Origin of the sequence: Chitinophaga niabensis (assembly GCF_900129465.1) — a bacterium.
GTDB lineage: Bacteria > Bacteroidota > Bacteroidia > Chitinophagales > Chitinophagaceae > Chitinophaga > Chitinophaga niabensis.
The window spans coordinates 1,251,907-1,273,615 of record NZ_FSRA01000002.1 but is presented as its reverse complement, the minus strand read 5'-3'; the positions used below and the strand labels follow the sequence as shown (position 1 = coordinate 1,273,615).

Annotated in this window: 9 protein-coding genes; 5 read left to right on the top strand and 4 right to left on the bottom strand. The window is 46.8% G+C overall.

Features of this window, described 5'->3' with window-relative positions:
- Positions 1 to 87 precede the first annotated feature (87 nt).
- From BUR42_RS22305 to BUR42_RS22295, 3 genes are all read right to left on the bottom strand, one after another.
- Entirely contained in the window at positions 88 to 2,088 is a 2,001-nt protein-coding gene (locus tag BUR42_RS22305; RefSeq protein WP_074241800.1) for an OmpA family protein, read from the bottom strand.
- 23 nt (positions 2,089 to 2,111) lie between these two features.
- Entirely contained in the window at positions 2,112 to 3,122 is a 1,011-nt protein-coding gene (locus BUR42_RS22300) for a PorP/SprF family type IX secretion system membrane protein (RefSeq protein ID WP_074241799.1), read from the bottom strand.
- Between the two features lie 83 nt (positions 3,123 to 3,205).
- Complete coding sequence (locus BUR42_RS22295) at positions 3,206 to 13,186, bottom strand: Ig-like domain-containing protein (protein WP_074241798.1); 9,981 nt, start codon at positions 13,184 to 13,186, stop codon at positions 3,206 to 3,208.
- Between the two features lie 737 nt (positions 13,187 to 13,923).
- Here BUR42_RS22295 and BUR42_RS22290 point away from each other — a divergent pair.
- From BUR42_RS22290 to BUR42_RS22280, 3 genes are all read left to right on the top strand, one after another.
- Positions 13,924 to 16,491 (top strand): NACHT domain-containing protein, encoded by a 2,568-nt coding sequence (locus BUR42_RS22290; protein WP_074241797.1) that lies wholly within the window; start codon positions 13,924 to 13,926, stop codon positions 16,489 to 16,491.
- A gap of 90 nt (positions 16,492 to 16,581) precedes the next feature.
- Complete coding sequence (locus BUR42_RS22285) at positions 16,582 to 17,490, top strand: transglutaminase domain-containing protein (protein ID WP_074241796.1); 909 nt, start codon at positions 16,582 to 16,584, stop codon at positions 17,488 to 17,490.
- A gap of 35 nt (positions 17,491 to 17,525) precedes the next feature.
- The gene (locus BUR42_RS22280) at positions 17,526 to 17,999 is read left to right on the top strand and encodes a Dps family protein (protein WP_074241795.1); all 474 of its coding nucleotides are present in this window, start codon (positions 17,526 to 17,528) and stop codon (positions 17,997 to 17,999) included.
- Positions 18,000 to 18,092: 93 nt separating this feature from the next.
- Here the strand turns inward: BUR42_RS22280 and BUR42_RS22275 are convergent, their stop codons facing one another.
- Positions 18,093 to 19,481 carry an OmpA family protein gene (locus BUR42_RS22275; protein ID WP_159442328.1) on the bottom strand — a complete coding sequence of 463 codons (1,389 nt, stop codon included), beginning with the start codon at positions 19,479 to 19,481 and terminating at the stop codon, positions 18,093 to 18,095.
- 416 nt (positions 19,482 to 19,897) lie between these two features.
- On the opposite strand from BUR42_RS22275, the gene BUR42_RS22270 reads away from it, so the two are divergent.
- Together BUR42_RS22270 and BUR42_RS22265 are read left to right on the top strand one after the other, a co-directional pair.
- A complete protein-coding gene (locus tag BUR42_RS22270) occupies positions 19,898 to 20,887 on the top strand; it encodes a sensor histidine kinase (protein WP_074241793.1) in 990 nt (329 codons plus the stop codon).
- Positions 20,884 to 21,579, top strand: a complete 696-nt coding sequence (locus BUR42_RS22265) for a LytR/AlgR family response regulator transcription factor (RefSeq protein ID WP_074241792.1) — start codon at positions 20,884 to 20,886, stop codon at positions 21,577 to 21,579. The genes BUR42_RS22270 and BUR42_RS22265 overlap by 4 nt, the downstream gene beginning before the upstream one ends.
- Positions 21,580 to 21,709: the final 130 nt, after the last annotated feature.

The following is a 21,709-nucleotide window of genomic DNA, read 5'->3' as shown; positions in this document are numbered from 1 at the left end:
GGATGCCGGCTACTACTTGTATATGATAGGATATGGTTCATATTGGGAAAGAATTCCCGCTCAGAACTTCTTACTGCGTTATCTGAATTAATTCCGTAACACTTTAAACTCCGTCCGGCGGTTTAATTGCCTTCCATCCGGGTTGTCTTTACCATTAGGCAATGTGTTCGGCGCTACCGGTCTTGATTCACCATAACCTTTACTCACTACGCGGGTCTGTGGAATGCCTTTACTGATCAGGTAGTCCACACAGGATTTAGCACGCGCATTGGATAATTTAAGGTTGTAAGCATCTGTTCCTTTACTATCCGTATGTGCTCCAAGTTCTATTTCCATCTTTGGATTATCCAGCAACAGGTAATACAGCGAATCGAGGATCAGTTTCGATTCCGGCCGCAATGTGGCTTTATTGTAATCATAGAAGATATCATTGATCACAATCGGTTTGTTCATTTCAAATCGTTTCAGACAAACAGTAGGGTTCATCATGGAGTCCACCATGGAGAGTTGTTCCGTATTGAAGGAAAAATTCTTTGAGAAGTAATTATCTTTTTCTATCAGTACTTTATACTTTTTATTCATCTCCAGTTCAAACATATAATTACCGCCATAACCTGTGGTTTGTGTTTCGAGTGTATTCCTTTGCGTACTATCAAGCAAAGTGATCTTTGCACCTTCCAGCGGTTTGCCTGTTTCGCAATCCATCACTAAACCTCCGGCCATTTTGGCTTTGCGTTTAACCGCAAATATTTCCAGGCAGCAGATGGATTCCCTGTCTGAACTGATATACCCTTTATTTAATGCATTCTTTGGTTGCAAAGCGGCATAATACTGATCATCTTTAGCGGAGTTCAAAGGATACCCCATGTTCTCCGGCACCGTCCATCCACCAAAACTTCCCTTGCTGCTGAAAAAATCCTGCCCGCCAAAACCAACACGGCCATTAGAGCTGAATACGAGCACCTGTTTATTAGGATCATAAAAAGGCGCGCTTTCTTCTTCTTTGGTGTTGATGGTATTACCCATGTTATTGGCTGCGCTTAGCGTACCGCCACTGCTGATGGTACAATACCACAGGTCAAATTTCCCCATGCCGCCGGGGCGGTCTGATACAAAGAGGAAATATTTACCGTCTGAAGTAACGAAAGGTTCCTTTGCACTGTAACCGGCAGCATTGATAGTAGCATCCAGCAACTGTGGTTCCGTCCACCCGTTACCGGCTTTGTTGCTGCGGTAGATGGCGGATTGTTTATTGCCGTCTTTGATTGTCCATCTTGTTACATACAACGTATTGCCATCGGGAGCAATAGCAGCAACTCCTTGTTCTGTGCCCTTTTCCATGGGTATGGATAATTTCTCATTGCTATCAAAACTGCTATTCTCTCCCTTGGCGATGTATAGTGTATTGATGAAAGGATTTGATTTCTTTACAAGTAATGTGGAATCCGGGCGGGAAGAAGTAAAGTAGAATGTGTTATTGCTCACCGGTACCGGGGCATAGTTTGCACCACCCTGGTTGATGTTCCCTGCCACTTTTACTACTTCATATCTTGGCGGATGTTTCATTTCCTCTATCGCAAATTCACAACTTTGAATTTCGATATTGGTCCTGTTGGAATATTCATCCGTTCCCTTATAGGATTGTTTGAACTGTTGAAATTGCGCGAGTGCATTTTCATAATCCTCGCCGGTCTTTGCATTAGCCCTGAGGCACACCCCATACCAATACTTTACCAGCGGGAACTGTACAGGATCAAAGTTGATGGCTTCTGCATACCATTTGCCTGCATTACCAAAATCATTATACATCCTGTAGGATTCAGCAAGGCGATACACTACCTGCTCATAATCTTTCAGCCTTTTCTGTTTGCTTTTCCCTCCTTTCTCCAGCAGGTAAGGTTTATACTCTCCGGGTTTTACCGTAAAAGTGCCCAGTGCTTTGCTGTAATATTGCGCGGCGGAATAGTAATCTTTCTGTGCAAAATAATTATCCGCCGTACGTTTGAAATCAGTTACATATGTCTGTGCCTGCAAAGGATTAACAAGACCTGTTAAAACCAACAGCAGGATGAGTGTAAATCTTTTCATAATTTCCTCTTTTGGTGTTACGATTATAACCTCGGACAGATAAAGTATTCCGGCTGCATAATTCTACGTTTGCGGCCTATAAAGGATAAAGAAAGTTCAAATGCATTGCTGCCGGTGGTTAACCTTCTCAGGTTGGAAGTATTGGCATCATAGCTCAAGCCCAGTGTGAAGCTCTTATAGCTGAAACCGGCAAAAGGAGAGACCGCATCGTTCACCCGGTAGTTGGCCCCCAGTAAAAGATCGAACTCAGGATTCACCCTGATCTGGGAATACACTCCTGCTACAATTTCTTCTGCATTACCCTGGCGCATGTACAGTCCATGCGGTGTGAGGTTCACCATATCTGTTACACGGATGCGGGAACCGCCATGTGCCACATAACGGACGGGTAATGATTTAGATTCTTTATTCTCAGCAACAAAGGGATCTTCCGGTTGGGTAAGGTGTGCGCCGGAAAAACCAATGAATGGGTTGAAACGGTGATTGGGATTACCATCAAATAACATGATCCCTGCATTTGCATCAAATACAGTAGAAGAAGTAGCGCGTAATGTTTCGCCGGATGGGATGTTCGGATCAAATCCCATTACGGGGTTATACTGGCTGCCCAACTGGAATTTGGACTGGTCCACACGGCGATTGATCACCCCGGCCTGGATACCTGCCACCAGTCTTGTAGTTCCATTCGCACCCATCTTTACCCCACTATAGGAAACGGTGGCCATGGCGTTGAAGTAGTTATATCCTGCTTCCCCGGCAGACATATTCAGGGCTGTAATACCAAGCCCCACGTTCTTTTCTGTAGCCGCATCAAATGATACGCCTGCAGTAGAATAAGGCGTGCCGAAATTAGCCCACTGATTACGATAGTTGCCCGTAAGCCTGTAATCACCATCTATCACACCTGCCAATGCAGGATTCAGCCAGAGTGGGTATGCATAATACTGTGCAAAATGCGGATCAACCTGTGCCATTGAGGGCTTTACATATAAAGTGCACAATGAAAGCACTGCTATTAAAATTTTACTCTTCATAGGAAGAAAATTTTTCGAGTTTGGAATAAGCCGGAATGAAGGGTTACTTCATTCCGGCATGTATTGCTTGCCTGGTGTCTGGGTTATCTGACGATTGTTATAGTTCCCCGTTTCTGTACGGTTGTGCCGTCCTGCAGTGTAGCTCTCAGGATGTAGTTGTATACACCCACCGGTTGTTTTTTGCCACTCATCGTACCATCCCATCCACGTCCTTTGTCTTTCGATTCAAAGATCATCTGACCCCACTGGTTGTAGATCCTGATCTCCATAGTTGCAATGGTAGTACCATATACAAGGAGCACATCATTCAATCCGTCACCATTTGGCGTGAAGGCATTTGGTACAAAGATGGTATTACCGGCAGGGTTATCTGTTCCGCCACCTCCCTGGAACCATGCGCTGTTAGCACATTCTGTTGCACCGATAGACATTACCTGTAAGGTCACGGTCTGGTTCGGCAACAGGTTCGTTACCGTATGTGTAGTACCGGTGAGGCCGGAGCTTGGTTGTGTGAATGTAATACCGCCATCTGCAGATACCCTGTAACCCAACGCACCTGGAACAGCATTCCACTGGAAGGTTACGGATGTAGCTGTTTTCGAAGCCACAGATACAGTTGGTGCAGGTAATGCTGCATAGATATTGATGGTTACCGGTGTACGGGTAGTACTCATACAACCACCATTGAAGCCGGCTGCTGCATAATAAGTAGTAGCAGTGGTCAGTCCAGGCGTTCTGAATACCGGCCCTGTGAATACTGCCGTACCGCCTGTTGCTGTAGTATACCAGCTGAATATCAGGCCTGGCTGTGCAGAAGAAGCTCTCAGTGTTGCACTGCTATCCGGACAAACCGTATTCGCATCTGCTGTTACCAACGGAGCACCCGGAACAGGAGATACAGTAGCTGTACCTTTTGCCCGGCCGGCACTTGCGCAACCTCCACCAATCAGTGCTTCCACATAAACGTCCATGTTCGCAGTAAGTACACCGGTTGTGTAGCTCGTACCATTTGCCAGCAGTACATTACCTCCGGTTGCTGCATCATACCAGCGGTAGGTTACATTCGCCGTTGGGTTCTGTACATTGAAGGTGGCCGTTGTACCGGTACAAACTGTTACTGCACCACTGTTCACCAGCACAGGATTACCCGGAGCATCTGCAGGAATTAATATTACCTGTGCACGTCCATTACTGATGCAGGTACCACCAGGTAAGCTGGCTTCGAGGTACACGGTATCTTTTACATTCAATGGATCTGCCGTAGAGTAAGTATTGCCTGTGAAGAGCAATGTACCTCCGATCGGCGCATCGTACCAACGATACTGCAGATTAGCGTTCGCGTTCTGCACACTCACTGTTGGGCGATTGCCGCGGCAAACGGTTACTTCTGCCGGAGCTGCCGGAACAGCGGGGCCATTCGTTACGGTAACACTTACTCTTGTGCGGGTAACGCTGGCGCAGTTGCTGCCATTGATAGCTGCCACATAGTAATCCTTATTGGCAGAGAGTGCCGGTGTTATAAAGTCTGGCGAAGAAGAAACAATTGTTCCACCTACTGCGGCATCATACCAGCGGTAAGTAAGACCCGGTTGTGGATTCACTACATGCAGGTCTGCCGTGTTGCCGATACAAACTGTTTTCGCTGTTGCATCAACTGTTACAGTTGGCGGCGCAGGATTCACGGTGATGGTTACAGGTGTTCTGCCTGCACTGCTGCATACGCCGCTGGAGGCTTCTACATAATAGGTCACAGAAGAAGTTACACCTGTTGGTGCAAAGGTTGTTCCCTGTGCCAGCCTGTTACCACCTGCTGCAGCATCATACCAGCTATAAGTAAGGCCGGCTGCCGGGTTTTGTATGGAAAGACTGATAGCATCTCCCTGGCAAACTGTTGTATTACCTAATACTACAGGTAAGGTTGGCGCATCAGTTACCTGAACATCCACACGGGTCATGGTAGCACTGGCACATCCGCCACTGCTTACTGCTTCCACATAGTAACTGCTGCCGGTAACCTGTACGCCTGTTAAGAACACAGCTCCTGTGAACAGTTTATTACCACCTGGTGCATCGTACCAATTGTAGGTTACACCACCCAGCGGATTTTGCACCCTCAGGGTAGCCTGTGCACCACGGCAAACAGTAACGTTCGCAGATTCAACAGTTGGCGGGTTCAATGTGGATACCACACTTACACTCGCAACCGCGCGGCTGGTACTTGGACAATTACCGGTACCCACTGCTTCCACGAAGAAGGTTGCGGTATCGGTTAATGGCCCTGTTGTATAAGTAGCCCCGGTAGATAACAAGGTACCACCTGTTGCAGCACTGTACCAGTTATATGTGATACCTGCTACAGGATTTTGTACGGAAAGCGTAGCCGGCTGATTGCGGCAGGTTATTCTAACCGCATCCACCAATACCGGAACTGCCGGTGTAGCATTCACATTCACTACTGCCTGTATCCTTCCGCCACCATTTGCACAACCACCGGCTGTGCTGGTAGCTTCCACATAATAGATGGTAGTAGTGCTCAATGCCGGTGTGGTGAATTGTGCACCAGTGGATACCGGTGTACCGCCAGATTGAACAGTGTACCAGTTGATGGTGATCCCTGTGGTGGCTGAAGTTACACGCAATGTTGCGCTGGTACCGGAACAGATGGTGAGATTACCGGATTCCAGTACAGGATCATTTGGCGCCGTGCCCACTGTAACGGTTACAGGTACACGTACTGCTGAACCGCAACTTCCATTATATGCTTCTGCATAGAATACGGTAGTGGTGGTGAGCGCACCTGTTACGAACAGGCTATCCAGCGAAACTGCCGTACCACCTGTTGAACTGAGGAACCAACGGATAGTATGTGCTGGATCAACTGCACGGGCACGCAGGATTGCACTGTTGCCGGCACAGATCGCTGTATCTCCTGACAGGATCTGCGGGGTCTGTGGTACAGTAAGTACCTGTATGGTAGCAGATGTACGGATCGGATTAGCACAATTAGTAGATGCACGGAAACTTTCTGCATAGTAAGTGGTGGTAGCATTCAGCACAGGTGTGGTAAATACTTTACCTGTGAATACAGGTGTACCGCCTGTTGGTACGGTGTACCATCTTACTGTAGTACTGTCAGACGCAGTGGCTGTTAAAGTAGCCTGGGCACCGGCACATACTGTTGTATTATCTACCGTTACCGTTGGCGAAGCCAGGATACGGTTAGCGTATTGAATGTTCACGCTGGTCAGCAGGGTAGCAAGACCGGTTATCCTTATTTCAATACGGTCATATGCAGCACCTGGTGCAAACAATGCAGCGCGTTGATCGGAACCGCCAAGCAGTACCAGTTTCAGGCCAGCTGCATCCAGTGCCTTGGTATCGTTATTAGAAGTAGTACCATTATAAGAAGTGATGGTGATATTAGAAAGCAGGCTCAGGTCCACCAGGCCGGTTGGGAAGGACAATCTTACTTTAACAGTATCCCCTGCAGATGCAAGGCTGCCGAAGTTCATAAAGTAAGAAACATTGCCGCCCACACCTACCGGTATGCTGATATTCGTAACATTGGTGGTATCGTTGTCCACGGAATTATCCGGATTATTCACTGCACACAGTACACAAAGCCCGTTGGTAGTATGGGACTGTGAATTCGCGAAATCACAACCCGGGTTGAAATTCCTGTTCACCAATACCGTAACGCCTGTACGGCCGATACTTGCACAACCACTTTCGCCCACCGCTTCTACAAAGTAACGGGTGTTATTAGTTAACGGCTGAGTAGTGTATGCAGCTCCTGTAAATATAGGCGTAGTGCCCAGTGAATCCAGGAACCAACGATAGGTTATTGCACCTGGCGAAGCAGAGCTGGCAGTCAATACCGCTGTTTGCCCATACTCTACCAAACCGCTTGCAGGATTAATGCTAACAGTTGGTTTGGCAGGAACGGCATTCACGGTTACTGTCACCATTTTCGCAGCAGCGCTTGCACACTGTCCGTTCACTGCCACTACAAAGTAAGAAGTGGTAGCAGTTAAGGCTGGTGTGGTGAAGGAAGCCCCTGTAAATAACAGGTTATCCATGGCTGCGCTGGAATACCAGTTGAATACAACACCCGGTGTAGTGGAAGTAGCAGTAAGTGTGGTAACACTGCCTGCACAAACAGCTGCGCTTGGTGGTGTTATATCAGGAGTGGCCGGCCTTGCTGTAATATTTACCTGTACCGCTGTACGGGTAGCGCTTGCACAACCACCACTGGATATTGTTTCTGCATAATAGATCACAGAACTATCCAGCGCAGGTGTTATAAATGTATTGCCTGTAAATATTGGTGTGCCTCCTGTTTGTTGCGCGTACCAGCGGAAGGTAGCACCCACAGGAGCCGTAGCCTTAATAGTAGCTGTGGTACCTGCGCAGGTGTTTACAGATGTATTATCCAGTGTTGGGGCAGCAGGGGCACCGGTGATCTTAACAACGGCTTTTGTCCTGATCGGATTCGGACAGTTGATAGATGCTTTCACCGCTTCCACATAGAAGGCTGTATCTGTAGATACAGGGCCTGACTGGAAGGTAGTACCGGTAAATAATGGTGTACCGCCTGTTGCCTGGCTATACCAGCGGAAAATGGTATTAGTCCTTGGCGCCACAGCAATCGTTGCCGTACTGCCCACACAGGTATTCACCGTATCCGGTGTTACATCCGGAACAGGAATGAAACGTTGCGCGAAATGAATATTAGCAGCACTGAGTGCTGTGGCCAAACCAGCATTCATACGAACTTCCACCCTGTCGAAGACAGCAGCCGGCGCAAAGGTTACAATAGCGGTTTGATTACCAGGTAACAGTTGCAGATTAAGCAAACCACCACCTGTAAGGTTAGCCCTGTCATTATTATATTGCGTGCCATTATAAGTAGCAATCTGCACACTGCCCAGCAATGCAGCATCAGCCAGTGAAGCAGGGAAGGACATTACCAGCCTCACACTGTCTCCCAGGTCACTTGGGTTCGGGAAGATGAGTGTTTGCTGTGCATAACCACCTAACAAGCCTGCTATCACATGGATAGTAGAGAAGGTAGTGGTGCTTGCATCAACGGCAGAGCTTTGATTATCTACATAACATCCCAGGCAGATACCATTTACATTACTTACCTGTGCAGTAGCAGCATCGCAGGGTATATCAGGATTCACGACCTGCACGGTAGCAATCACCGGAATCCTTTGGGCACTGGCACAACCTGTGCTGGTGGTAGCTTCCACATAATAAGTAGTGGTAACATTCAATGCCGGTGTGGTGAAGCTTGGGCCTGTAGCTAATGGTGTTCCGCCTGTTGGTACACTATACCAGTTGTAAGTATATGCAGGGTTAGGCGTATTTACATTAAAGGTAGCCGTGCCGCCTTGTGGAATTGTAATATTGTTAGCAGTAACAGCAACACTGGCCAGGCCAACTTTTACAAATACAGGTTTGCGTGTTTCACTTGCACAACCTGTACCGGAAACAGCGGCTACATAATATACAGCATCAGCTGTAATGGCAGGTGTAGTATAACTTGCGCCGGTGAATAATAAATTCCCGCCGGAAGGTGCATCATACCAGTTGAAAGTAGCGCCGGCCGGGAAGTTTGCATTCAGTGTAGCCGTTTGACCACTGCAAACATTAACGGTATCCGAAACCACTTTAGCCATTGGCGTGATCTGTTGTACGTAGAACAGGTTCACTTCCGTAACGGCAGTAGCAAGACCGGTGATCCGGAACTCTACTTCATCAAACACCTGTGAAGGTACAAATGAGATCACCTGGCGTGCGCCGCCATCCAGTAATTGCAGGCTCAGCAGGCCACTGTTTACAGGCCTTACATCTGCCGCATTTTCAACGCCATTATTACGTGGCCGGATAGTAACATTCCCCAACAATGCGAGATTGAGCAGGCCTGTGGTAGATCCTACCACTATACGTAAACTATCCCCTACTGAACTTTCATGGCCAAAGGTGAGAGTTTGTTGCACACCGCCTAACAGGCCAACCGGCACATGCAGCCTGGATGATGTTTGTGGATTATCATCCACAGCCAGTTCCGGTGTATTCACAGCACAGAGTAAGCAAAGCAAACCTACTGTGCCATTTGTTTGAGTAATACCTCTGCCGCATGAGAGATCAGGACTACCAGGCCCAACTCTCACGGTAACAGGAACGGCAGTACGGATATAACTCTTCAGGCCATCCGGTGTGGAAGCTTCAACATAGAATGTTCTGTCTCCTATAAGGACAGGCGTATTAAATGTAGCACCTGTAGCCAGTGGTGTACCACCTGTTGGCGTATCGTACCAGCTGAAAGTAGCACCTGGCAGGCGAATGGAAGCAGTAAGCGTTGTATCGTTGCCAAATGGCACAACAACAGGCGGCGGCGGTGTAACCGTTACCGGTATAAAGGCCGCTGCTTCATAAATATTCAGATTGGTTAATCCTGAAACAAGCCCGGTAAGATCTACCTGTGCCCCATCAAATCCGCTGTTAACAGGGATGGTTACACGGAATTTTCCTACGCTGCCGGTTGGATCAAGACCCAGGGCCTGCAGGTTGATCAGGTCATTATCCAGCGTGATCGCATCATTATTAGGCGTAGTGCCATTAAAGGTCTGTACCCTGATGCCGGAAAGCAGTTGTGCACTCAGCATTTGATTGGGTACGCCCAATGTAAAGGAAATGCTGTCTCCCGCCTGGTAAGTACCAGGGAATTTCAAGAGCTGCCCTACGGAACCGGCAACACCCACTGTGATCATTTCCTGGGAAGCGGTAGTGGTATCACCATCTACAGCAAGGTTGGGATTTTGTACGCTGCAACCAAGGCAAATGCCACCAATGATGGGGCTTGTTTGTTGGTCTGCATACGTCCACAATGGACCAGGGCCGCCACTTACAGTAACAGGAGCAGCTGTACGCACGAAGCTGGTTTTACCATCCGGTGTTGCAGCTTCTGCATAGTATTTTTTACTGCGGGTTAATGTGGGTGTGGTAAAGCTGGCTGTTGTACCTACAGCAGTACCTCCTGTCGGACTTTCATACCAGGTATAAGTTGCACCCGGTGCTCTTACACTTGCCGTCATGGTAGCAGTAGTACCGGATGGAATTACCGGAGCAGGAGGTGTAATATTTACAGGCATAAAGGCAACTGCTTCGTATACACGCAAATTACCTAAACCGGCAAGCGCTGCCGTGGTACCTATCTTTACGCCATCAAACGTATTGTTGACAGGAATAGTGATACGGAATTTACCGGTTGTGCCCACTCCCAGGCCTAATGCCTGTAAACGAACAGCATTATTGTCCAGGGTAATGGCATCTGCATTAGGGGTACTGCCATTATAGGTTTGCACATTGATACCGGCCAGCAGCTGTGCGTTAAACAATTGGTTGGGCACTTCAAGGTCCAGTGCTATACTGTCTCCTGCCTGGTAAGTACCAGGGAAATGGATGAGTTGGGAAACACCGCCCAATGCACCTACAGTCATATTGAGCAGGGAGGAAGTATTCGGATTACCATCCACTGCGTTTGCAGGGTCCTGAACATTACAGCCAAGACAAACGCCGGTGATCAATGGGCTCTCCTCTCTGTCCCCATACGTCCATAATGGCCCTGCGCCACCACCTACATTAACAGTGGCCAGTGAGCGAACGTAACTTGTTTTGCCATCGGGTGTGGCAGCTTCTACATAATATTTAGTCTGCCGCGTAAGGTTGGGGGTAACGAACGATGGACCGCTGAATACAGCAGTACCGCCCGTTGGCGTTGTATACCAGTTTAATGTTGCAGAAGGTAAACGGTTAGCTCCATTGATAGTAGCACTGGTACCATAAGGTATGGTTTGTGTGGCAGGGTTAACTGTTACAGGTACCATTGCAGTAGCTTCATAGATCTGCAGATTGCCCAGGCCGCCCACAACTGGTGCAAGCGAAACCTGTACTGCATCAAATGCAGCCGTAGCTGGTAATGCTACCTTGAACTTACCGGTACTGCCAACGGGGATGCCCAGTAATTGTGCATTGCCCAAAGCAGTACTGAATGCAGCCGCATCATTATTAGAAGTAGCACCATTGAATGTTTCAATGCGGATGCCGGAAAGTAATTGTGCAGATAAAAGCTGGCCCGCGGGTATACCAAGGTCGAGGATAATACTATCCCCTGCCTGGTAATTACCAGGGAAACGGATCAATTGCCCTGCTGAACTTAACACGCCCAAAGGAATGTTCACCGTAGCAGCAGTAGTGGTATCTCCATCCACTGCCAGCAATGGGTTCTGTACACTACAGCCAACACAGACACCACTGAGCTTAGGGCTCTCCTGTGTATCCCCATGGCTCCATAATGGACCATCGCTGCCACCCACTCTTACAGGTACAACAGTACGTTTGAAGCTCGTTAAGCCATCCGGAGTAGCGGCTTCTACATAATAAGTAGTGCTGCGTGTAAGTGCCGGCGTTGGGAAACTGGCGCCGGTAGCAACAGCACTACCACCTGTTGGTTGTGTATACCAGTTAAATGTAGCACCCGCAGAACGGATAGCTGCATTCAGGTTAACAGATGTATTATAAGGTGTAACCGCAGGTGAAGGCGTTACGGCTACAGGTATCATAGCAGCAGCTTCATATACACGCAGGAAACCCAGTTCTGCAAACAGTGCATTGAGGTTCACCTGCACGCCATCGAAAGTAACGGAGGAAGGAACTACTACACGGAACTTGGATGTTCCGCCAACACCAATACCTAACACCTGTAAACGAACGAGATCATTGTCCAGCGCAATAGCAGGACCGGCAGCACTTGCGCCGTTGTATGGTTGTATACTGATACCGGATAATAATTGTTTGGTGTATAACTGACCGGGAAGTTCAAGGTCCAGCACAATACTGTCGCCCGACTGGTAAATACCGGGGAACCTGATCAGCTGGCCAACAGAGCTGGCAAGCCCTACAGGCATAGATAACATGGAAGAGGTAGTAGTATCTGCGTCTATGGCATTCTGCGGATCGGTAACGATACACAACGCACAAACACCGGAATTCCGGGGGCTTTGCTGTTCATCACCAAATGTCCACAACAAACCGGGGCCGCCTCCCACATCTACGTTCGCGGCGGTTCTGATGAAACTGGTTTTGCCATCTGCTGTAGTAGTGGCTTCCACATAATATTGTTTCACACCGCGGAAAAGCACCGGCGTTGTGAAAATATTACCGGTATATAAGGGGGTACCGCCACTGGGAACATCATACCAACGGAATGTTGCAGCACCCAGCCTGTGCGATGCCGTTAATACAGCAGATTGCCCTGCTGGAGAAATAATGGGGTTGGCAGAAGGAGAAACAGTTACCGGCACAACAGCAGTCACTTCATATATATATAACTCATTCAACAAACCTGCCAGTGAACCGATGGTCACTTCCACCCTGTCAAATGTACCGCCGATAGGCATTACAGCCCGCATCTTTCCGGATGTACCAATGCCTGTACCTAAAACACGCAAGGTTCCCAGGTCACTGATGTTGACAGTGGTTACCAGGGACCCGCCATTAAAAGCCTGCAATCTTATTGAGCTTAGAACGGATGCACTTAAAGCACCGGGCACTTCAAAATCCAATACCACACTATCCCCATTCTCATAGGTACCGGGGAAAATGATCCGCTGACCCGCACGTGTAGCAAGGCCTATACCAATAGTAATATGCGAAGCCGTATTAATGCTGCCGTCATGGGATTGCCCTTGCTGCGTGATAGTACAGCCTAAACAGAGGAGGGGGTTGAGAATATCCTGATCGCTGATGCCCGGGCTCGAAATAGGCCCTGCAGCAAAAAAACTGCGTATATCCGCAGGCGTTAAAAATCCATTTTCCTGTTTATGTAATAATGGTGATTGGCCATACCAATTTTCTGCTGTTGTAACAGCAGAAATTTCAGTAGTGGGGGACCACCAATATTGCATATGAGAAAGGGGAGCAGTATTTGCAGCATACGCATTTGCAACAGGCCAGGAAAGGAGCCAGATTGCGGTAAAGACAATAAGTTTGCGCATAACGCTGCATGGAGTAACATTTAACCTCATATACAAGGGTTTGGGTTATTATAAATATTTCTATCGCAGTTTTGAATTATATGAATAGAAGCATTGACCTGCATATGAAGCAGGATATGGTTTCTTTAAGGCCTATCATTTAGATTGAAAGCATTCACAGTTTCTCAGGGGCCGTTCATTTCATTTTTGATAGGATATAGTTTTGGTTATTGGTACAGAAATACATTCACGATAGCACGAAATTAATGGGTGTTATTGGGGAAACGATGTACCATTCTTATTCATTCAAACACAGAAAAGCCACTCTGTTCAAATGAATCAATTCTGTTCATTTTGTTCATTTTTAAAAAAATCAAAACAAAACGTGTTCAATGTGTGTATTGAACACGAACAAGATTATTAATAGTGGAAATTAGCGTCTACTGTCATTAGTGGGTCAAAACCTTATGAAAAACCACCAGTAGTTCACTCCCGGGAACGCAGTTAGGTATCCTACATAAATGAATGACGTTTTTCTCCCTAACTCATAACGAAGAAAAAAATATAAAAAAATTATGCCGCAATTTATTACTATAAGTCACTGATTTTTAAACGCAAATACATCAACGTTCATTAGAATGCAGTCTATTCAGTTTATCCATTTTTAAAAACCTAAATCCACATGTTCATTTTTCTACGTATCTACCCGATTGTACCCGATCCAAATTCATTCTTTTTGTTCCATTAATTGTTCCCTTATGATCGACCTGTCCTACGATTTTATCATTACGTTACAAAATGAGGTCTTGCGGCAATTTGGGGTAGACAACTTACAACCAAATCAATGCAAACACCTTGCGCAGGCCATCCTAAATCAAACAGGCAAACTTGTTAGTGAGACTACCCTCAAAAGGGTATTCGGTTTTGCGGTTACACAACATAGCTTCTCACGCTATACATTGAACACGCTCGCGCAATATTGCCGGTTCAAAGATTGGGAAGACTTTCAGGCACATTATTATAAAAAAACACTGCGGCCCTCCGCACAAACAGACCATTCCAGGTGGGCCGATGTAAAGAAACGCGCCGCAGCCATTTCTCATTATACGCTGCTTACGCTCAAGAACCGTTGCGGCGTTCCCTTTGATCATACGGTTCCCCGCCAGTATTGCCTTTCTCATATTGAACGCTTCCTGGAAAGTGACTATGCCGCCACCGTGTTCATTGCACCGGCAGGCTGGGGTAAATCAATGGCGCTTGTTCATGCAGCAGAGCATTTCTGGTTTGGAAGGGACCCTGTATACCAGCAGGATATCTGCTGGTTCATCAACGCACATGCCGCCGGAAGCCTGCTGGTAAAAGGTTTTTCCCTATCCGCCTGGCTGGATAACCAGCTAAACCTTGGTAATGGTGAAAACTTCCGGGAGTATTTCAGCACCAATACACATGAAAAAGGCGGCAGGCTGGTGCTGATCATAGACGGCTTCGATGAATTGGCCATGGGCGCCGATAAATTGAAGATGCTGTACAACAAACTGGAAGATTTTGTGTACTCTAATGACCAGCATCCCTGGGTGAAAGTGATCCTCTCCATCCGGTCCGGCACATGGGGAGATGTATTCCAGCAATCCACCCAATATCCTGCATTCCGCCGCTATTGGTACCTGGGGCCTGAAATGGATGAAGAAACCAATACGAATATTCCGTTGCTAACAGAACAGGAGGTAAAATCCGTACTTTATAATTGTGAGTATGAACCTGCCACGGTAAGATTGTTTTCGGAAAGTTTCCTGCAAAAACTGCGGCATCCATATTACCTGCAATTGTTCTGCCAGCTCAGCAGTACGCCTGACCAGTCGTTTGTAGATGAAAACCTGAGCCTCTACGAGATCATTTCTAAGTTTATCCTCAACCGTGTTTTTAATTCTCCCAACAACACTTTTAAAATAAAGATCATCGAAAAACTGCTGTTGCTGCTGGACATGGGCAGGGATGGCCTTTACACCGATAAAAGCAAATTGCTTAATCAAAATGCGGACCTGTTCCCCGCTTACAAGGAACTACTTGCAGATAATATACTGGTAGAAGAAAATCTCAGCCAGGAGATCATGTTCAATGTAAAAGTCCGCTTTGCCCATAATTTCCTGCTGGAATATTTTACCGCTATGCATTTCATTCAACAGCACGGATCTGAACTATCAGAAGAACTGGTGCAAACGGTGATAAATTATTTTCCGCAATCGCCTTTCCGGATCTCTGTGTTGAAATGGTTACTGCGTTATGCCATCACCAACGACCAGGTGAAGGGTATTCAATACATATTCCAGCAGCCGCTCAACACTGTGGGGAAAGCACATCTGCTGGAATATGTTGTATTACATTATCAGCAGGAAGGGAATCATCAACCGCAGCTCTCGAGGATATTCCCTCCCGGTTATTTCCGCAAGAACCCCATCAGCAATTTCATCAGCGACGATTTCATCCATTTCAAAAAACGGAAGATGCTGAATACCCTGCTGGGAATGGCTGAATCTCCGGAAGACAAACTGAAGATCCGCTGCAACCTCTTTGTAATGGCCTTAATGCAACTGGATGCGGAACAATGTGAAGTAGAACTGGCGAGCATTAAAAAGCTCTGCATGGCAGATGAAACCGTTATGGCCATGTGGATCAATCCTTATGAGGCCTTCCTCTTTATTTATGAATACCTGAAGTTCGGGATCATGAATGAAGCAGCCAGGGAAAAGATCTATCATTATGCACAATGCTGGAGTTTCCCGGAAAAGCAGCCTTTTACAGTTAGCGAAGAAGCGGTGTACCGTGCTATCTGTTTCATCTTCCTGCTACTGGGAGATCCTCAGCAGTTGCTGAACTTCACGCAACGTTTGTTTAAAGAACATCCTTCCATCCTCTTCAACAGAACGGATCCTTTCCGCCTGATGATGTTATGCTGGAAAGCACAGGCCCACCTGGATACAGGAGACATCACTTCTGCTAAAAGGATCAATACCCATGTGGAAAGGATATTGAAACAATATAATACGGATTTCTTCAATGGCCGCCACCTGGAAACATTGCAAAAGATCATCGCAGCCGGCATCTATTACAGGGAGAGTGATTTCAACAAAGCCATCCGCGCTGCCGAATCTGCCATGGACATGGCCCAGAAACTTGACTTCAAAATTTTCTCACTCCTGAATTACGGCGTACTTAACCGAATATACCAACACCTTCAAATGGACAAGCAGAAGAAGGACGCATTGCAGAAAATTGAATCTATCCGGGAAAGCACTTCTTTCAAACAGGCTTTGCCCCATTTTCTCTGATGCACATGTGTAAGCCGTACGGATTCTTTAATAAATGTTTAAGGTTCCGTACGGCATAATTGGCATAATTTTGCGGTACTAATATTCGCAATGCCCATTGACCAGAGCAAATACACAACTTTCCAGCATTTCCTGCTGAACCTGCTGAGCCTATTGACATTACTGCCACTGGCCCCATATATTAACCGGTTCATGCCGGTAGTTCAGCTCGGGCAATGGCATATAGACCTGTTCCTTTCCATCCTCATTGCTTTTTTATTCACCCGCATCCTCTTATGGATCTTCAGGCCCCTGATCATTCCCGCTTTCGTACTGGTGGCAGGGGTAATGGTATTCAATTCCCTCACCGGCCGCTATTCGTTCACCAATGTACTGAACGACTACCAGGGTATGGTACAGGGCAACTGGGGTACCCGGGATAACAAGCAACTGGACATCCTGAGCTTCTATCCCCGTAAAGTGGAAACCTACGTGGATAAGACCGTAAGGGGCATCCGGGAAAAGATCAATTACCAGGACTCCACCGTCCGCAATTTTTCCGTTGAATATTCTGTCGCTAACTTCGATGAATACTGGCCAAAGTATGGGAAGATCGTCCGGTACCTTTCCCTCTGGTCTCATATTAGAAAGAATTTTAAATATGTGAACGACAGCCAGCGGGATGAATACTTTGCCACCCCCATGGAAACCATCAGGAATGGACTGGGCGGTGATTGTGATGATCACTCCATCCTGGTAGCTTCCTGCTTGCAGTCCATCGGAGCCAGAACAAGGATCGTGCTGATCAGGGGGCATGCCTATCCGGAACTGTATTGTGGCAATGCAGAGGATTTTGAGGTATTAAAGCAGGCAATTGTGCTTTTATTCAACAATCCCCCTGTAAAAGAGTTATATTATCATGAGATGAAGGGAGAATACTGGATCAACCTGGATTATTCAGCGATGCATCCCGGCGGGCGTTACCTGAATGATAAGGTTTATGCCCTGATCGAATTATAAAGAGTCAAATTTTTTACCCAAAAAACATTATAACCATGAAAGTAAACATTGGCGTACCCGAGAAACATTTACAGGAAGTAGCAGACAAATTGCAGGTATTGTTAGCGGATGAACACATCCTCTATACCAAAACCCGCAACTACCACTGGAATGTAGTAGGGGACAATTTTTCTGAGATGCATCTTTTCTTTGAAAAACAGTATGGCGATCTGGCAGAGATCATTGACGAAGTAGCAGAAAGGATCCGTATGATCGGACATTACAGCACAGGCAGACTGGTAGATTTCCTGAAACTCACTAACCTGCTGGAACCTGAGTATACCAGCAAACAATCTGAGCAGATCAAGAACCTGCTGGATGATCATGAAACCATCATCCGTAGCCTCCGGGAACTGATCACTGAATTCAGCGACAAGCAAAAAGACCTTGGCTCCAGCGATTTCGTTACAGGGCTCCTCCGCCAGCATGAAAAAATGGCCTGGATGCTCCGCTCCTACCTGGCAAAATAATCTTCCTGTTTGAACTGTTTAAAAATGCTGAAGGCCAGCCAACTAATGTTGACTGGCCTTTTTTTATAATTGCCTGCCTGGGTAATTCGAAAACTAATCCGCCCCTTTATAAATAATGATCTCCACCCGCCGGTTCTTCCTCCGGCCTTCAGGTGTATCATTTCCTGTAACAGGTGAGGCTTCTCCCATACCAGCCACATGCCTTATGACCTGTTCCAATCCCTTTTTCCGCAGGTATTCTGCTACAGACATAGCCCGCCTGCGGGAAAGGTCCAGGTTATATTCATCCGCCCCCACATTATCTGTATGCCCCAGCAGTTGCAGCTGTATCACTTCTTCCCTTGGGATCTTCTGAATAAGGCTGTCCAGCGAACTATATAATTTTGCATTCAATTCACTGCTATTGAACCGGAACAATACATCCGGGATCACCAGCGTATCTGGTTTAGGAGGCACTGCTTGCGCTATCTCCGGCTCAGGCGCCAGCTGAGGAATACAACATTCCAGTGTTACATATGTATTTCCTTCCCGCCCTTCTTCTGTGGAAGCATCGAAACGTGGCATGGTATTGCCTTTCCCGTCAATGGCGATATCATCATAATTAAACCCGCTCCTGTACACCAGTATATCTGCTATTTTCCTTGCAGTTTCCAGGGACATTACTTTATTGAAATTGTACGATCCTGCTTTAGCAGAATGCCCTGTGATAGTTACTTTCATACCCACTCCGGGATCATACAACCGAAGCACAGAATCCAACCTGGCAGCGGCTTCCGGCTCTAATGCCCTTCCCCTGGCGGTAAAGATCTTTTCGTCTTTCACAAGGATGGTGATACATTTTACCGGTAGCACAGGCCTTTGCAGGCTTTCCTGCAAGCGCCGGTAAAAAACAGCAGGGATCAAATGGCGGCGGTGCTGCTCATATAAACGCTCCTTTATCTTTACGGCATTTTCACAAAGTAGCCCCTGCTCTCCTACAGGTGCAATGCTGATACTGTCTACATAATTATAAATCCTCTCTGAACTGAATGGTCCTTCCTGGAAGTTGCCGATCAGTACATAACCATAACTTTCTGCTGCCGTGAACTCACGCTGGAAAGTATAAAAATTGATCCTGCCCTTTACTGATCTGATCACATCCCCGGCCTCCATTTTCAGATGAGCCTGCAACTCCGTCAAAGGATTGGCAAACTCCCGGAAAATGTAAGCAGTATCAAAATGAAAGTCCAGTTCAGGAATGCCTTCCTCGTCTTTTCCAGCCACCAGTGTGATCCGGTATTTGCGGCCTTTCTCCAAAGGGCAGAGCAATTGCGTTTGTGCATAATTGCGTTTCCTGTTCGGAGCAGCATATACCAGCCTGATAAAATTATTCCCCGCTACCGGAACGGGATTGTACATATAATCCAGCCGCATGCTTTCCGGCGCTACGCTTTCCCAGGCCGATGGCGAACAGGGTGCATTAAACTCTGTGCAAATATTCACATCCTCAAAGCTCGGATTAGGTATAAGGTTCTGGGCCTTGCCAGATATGATCAATAGCAGCTGCGTGGAAATAAATAATATATGCTTCTTCGTTAGGAACATAGGAACGGGCGATCGGGATTTTGATTTGTACTATAACTGAAAATCAGGCAAAATATTATATATCAATGATTTCCCTATCATAGAAAAACCACCTCAGCTGCCGGCCGGGACGGTTCAATTTAATGATTATCAATTATTTATCAAGAAAATCATCTGCCGGGGCAAGGAACCGGGCCGGAGGTATCGGAAAAAGGGAATTGGCCATCCAAAGGCCGGCTGGATGAAAGCGCCTGCGCCGTGGATATTCATCCATTCCTTCCCGCATTTCATCAATAAAGATTGCTACATTACAGTAACCACAGTAGTTTGGCTACATGAACCTCTTATACAGATATAAAGTCCATCACATCCTTTTCTGGATCGCCTATGCCTTTTTCTGGATCACGTTTTCCATGAAAATGAATCATATGCCGCTGGGCAATGCCATCCTGTCGATCTCGTTCTGGATAATGGGGCAGGGTGCTTGTGTGTACTTAGGTATGTATTGGATAGTTCCCCGTTATTTTCATCCACGGAACTACTGGAAGTTTGCTTTAGCCATCATGTTGGATATACTGGTTTGTACATCATTCATTGCGGGTATCCATTTCACTATTTTTACCCGCATACCCCATTCATTTTTCTCTTATGTGCTGATGGCAAATACCTATGCAGCTTTTGGAGCGATCGCCGTTAAGATCATTAAAGACAAAGTGGTAGCAGACAGGCGGAACAACCAGGCAGAGAAACACCAGATGCAGCATGAGCTAAGGTTCCTGCGTGCCCAGATGAACCCTCACTTTCTGTTCAATGCCATCAACAGTATTTATGTACTGATCCGCAAAGACCCTGAAACAGCTGCGCAAACACTCGCTAAGTTTTCAGACATGATGCGTTACCAGTTATATGAATGTAATACGGAGGTAATTCCCATTGAGAAAGAGATCGCTTACCTCAATGATTATATCGCACTGGAGAAATTACGCAAGGGCAATGCCGTGCAGATCAATTATGAAGTAAAGGAAAGCGTAAAGGATTTCTCTATTGCGCCACTATTACTCATTGCCTTTGTGGAGAATGCCTTCAAATACCTGTCCACCGGGCCGGAGAATTACATCCATATTCTGCTGGAACAGCAAAACAATACCTTTGCATTCCGGATTGAAAACAGCAAAGATGAAATGCCTGCTCAACAGGAGGCCGGAGGGATCGGGCAGATCAATGTAAAAAGAAGACTGGAACTCCTTTATCCGCACCAGCATAAGTTAAAGATCTACGACAGCCCGAAAAAATACATAGTTTTACTCAGTATACAACTTGCATGAACATCCGTTGCATCATAGTAGACGATGAACCATTAGCCCGCGAGGGTATGGAGCTGCTGGTAAAAGATATCAGCTTTCTTCAGCTGGTGGCACAATGCAGTAATGCCATGGAAGCTAATGAAGTGCTGGTGGCAGAGAAGATTGACCTGATGTTCCTGGACATCCAGATGCCCCGGATCAGGGGGATTGATTTTCTTAAAAGTCTTACCGTAAAGCCACTGGTGATCATCACCACGGCATATCCCAATTATGCCCTGGAAGGTTTTGAGCTGAATGTGCTGGATTACCTCGTTAAGCCCATTACGCCGGAACGCTTCCTGCAATCTGTGAACCGTGCCAGGGCATTATTTACGGATACCCCGGCTCCCGCAGATCACCTTTTTATTAAAACAGGGCATGGCTTTGAAAAGATCGCTTATGCGGAAATACTTTTTATAGAAGGCGCACAGAATTATATCACCATCCATACGGCAAAGGGGAAATATATGACCCTGGCCACTATCAAATCTGCGGAAAACCAACTGCCCCCGGGAAAATTCCTCCGGGTACATAAATCCTATATTGTGGCGGCAGATAAGATCCAGGCCTTCTCCGGCAACGAGATCACCTCCGGTACGCATAAGATCCCCGTCAGTAAAAATCACCGCGATGAACTGATGAAGCTCATCGATCAACGGCTGATCAGGAAATGATCTGCCCCTTCCCCCAAATACCCGTAAAATTACCTCCTATTAAAAAAAACTTGCCACTGTTGTACAGGATTTACGGCTGTTTGACGTCATATAGGTACGCGAACAGAAGAACTAAGAGACCATCAGGCAA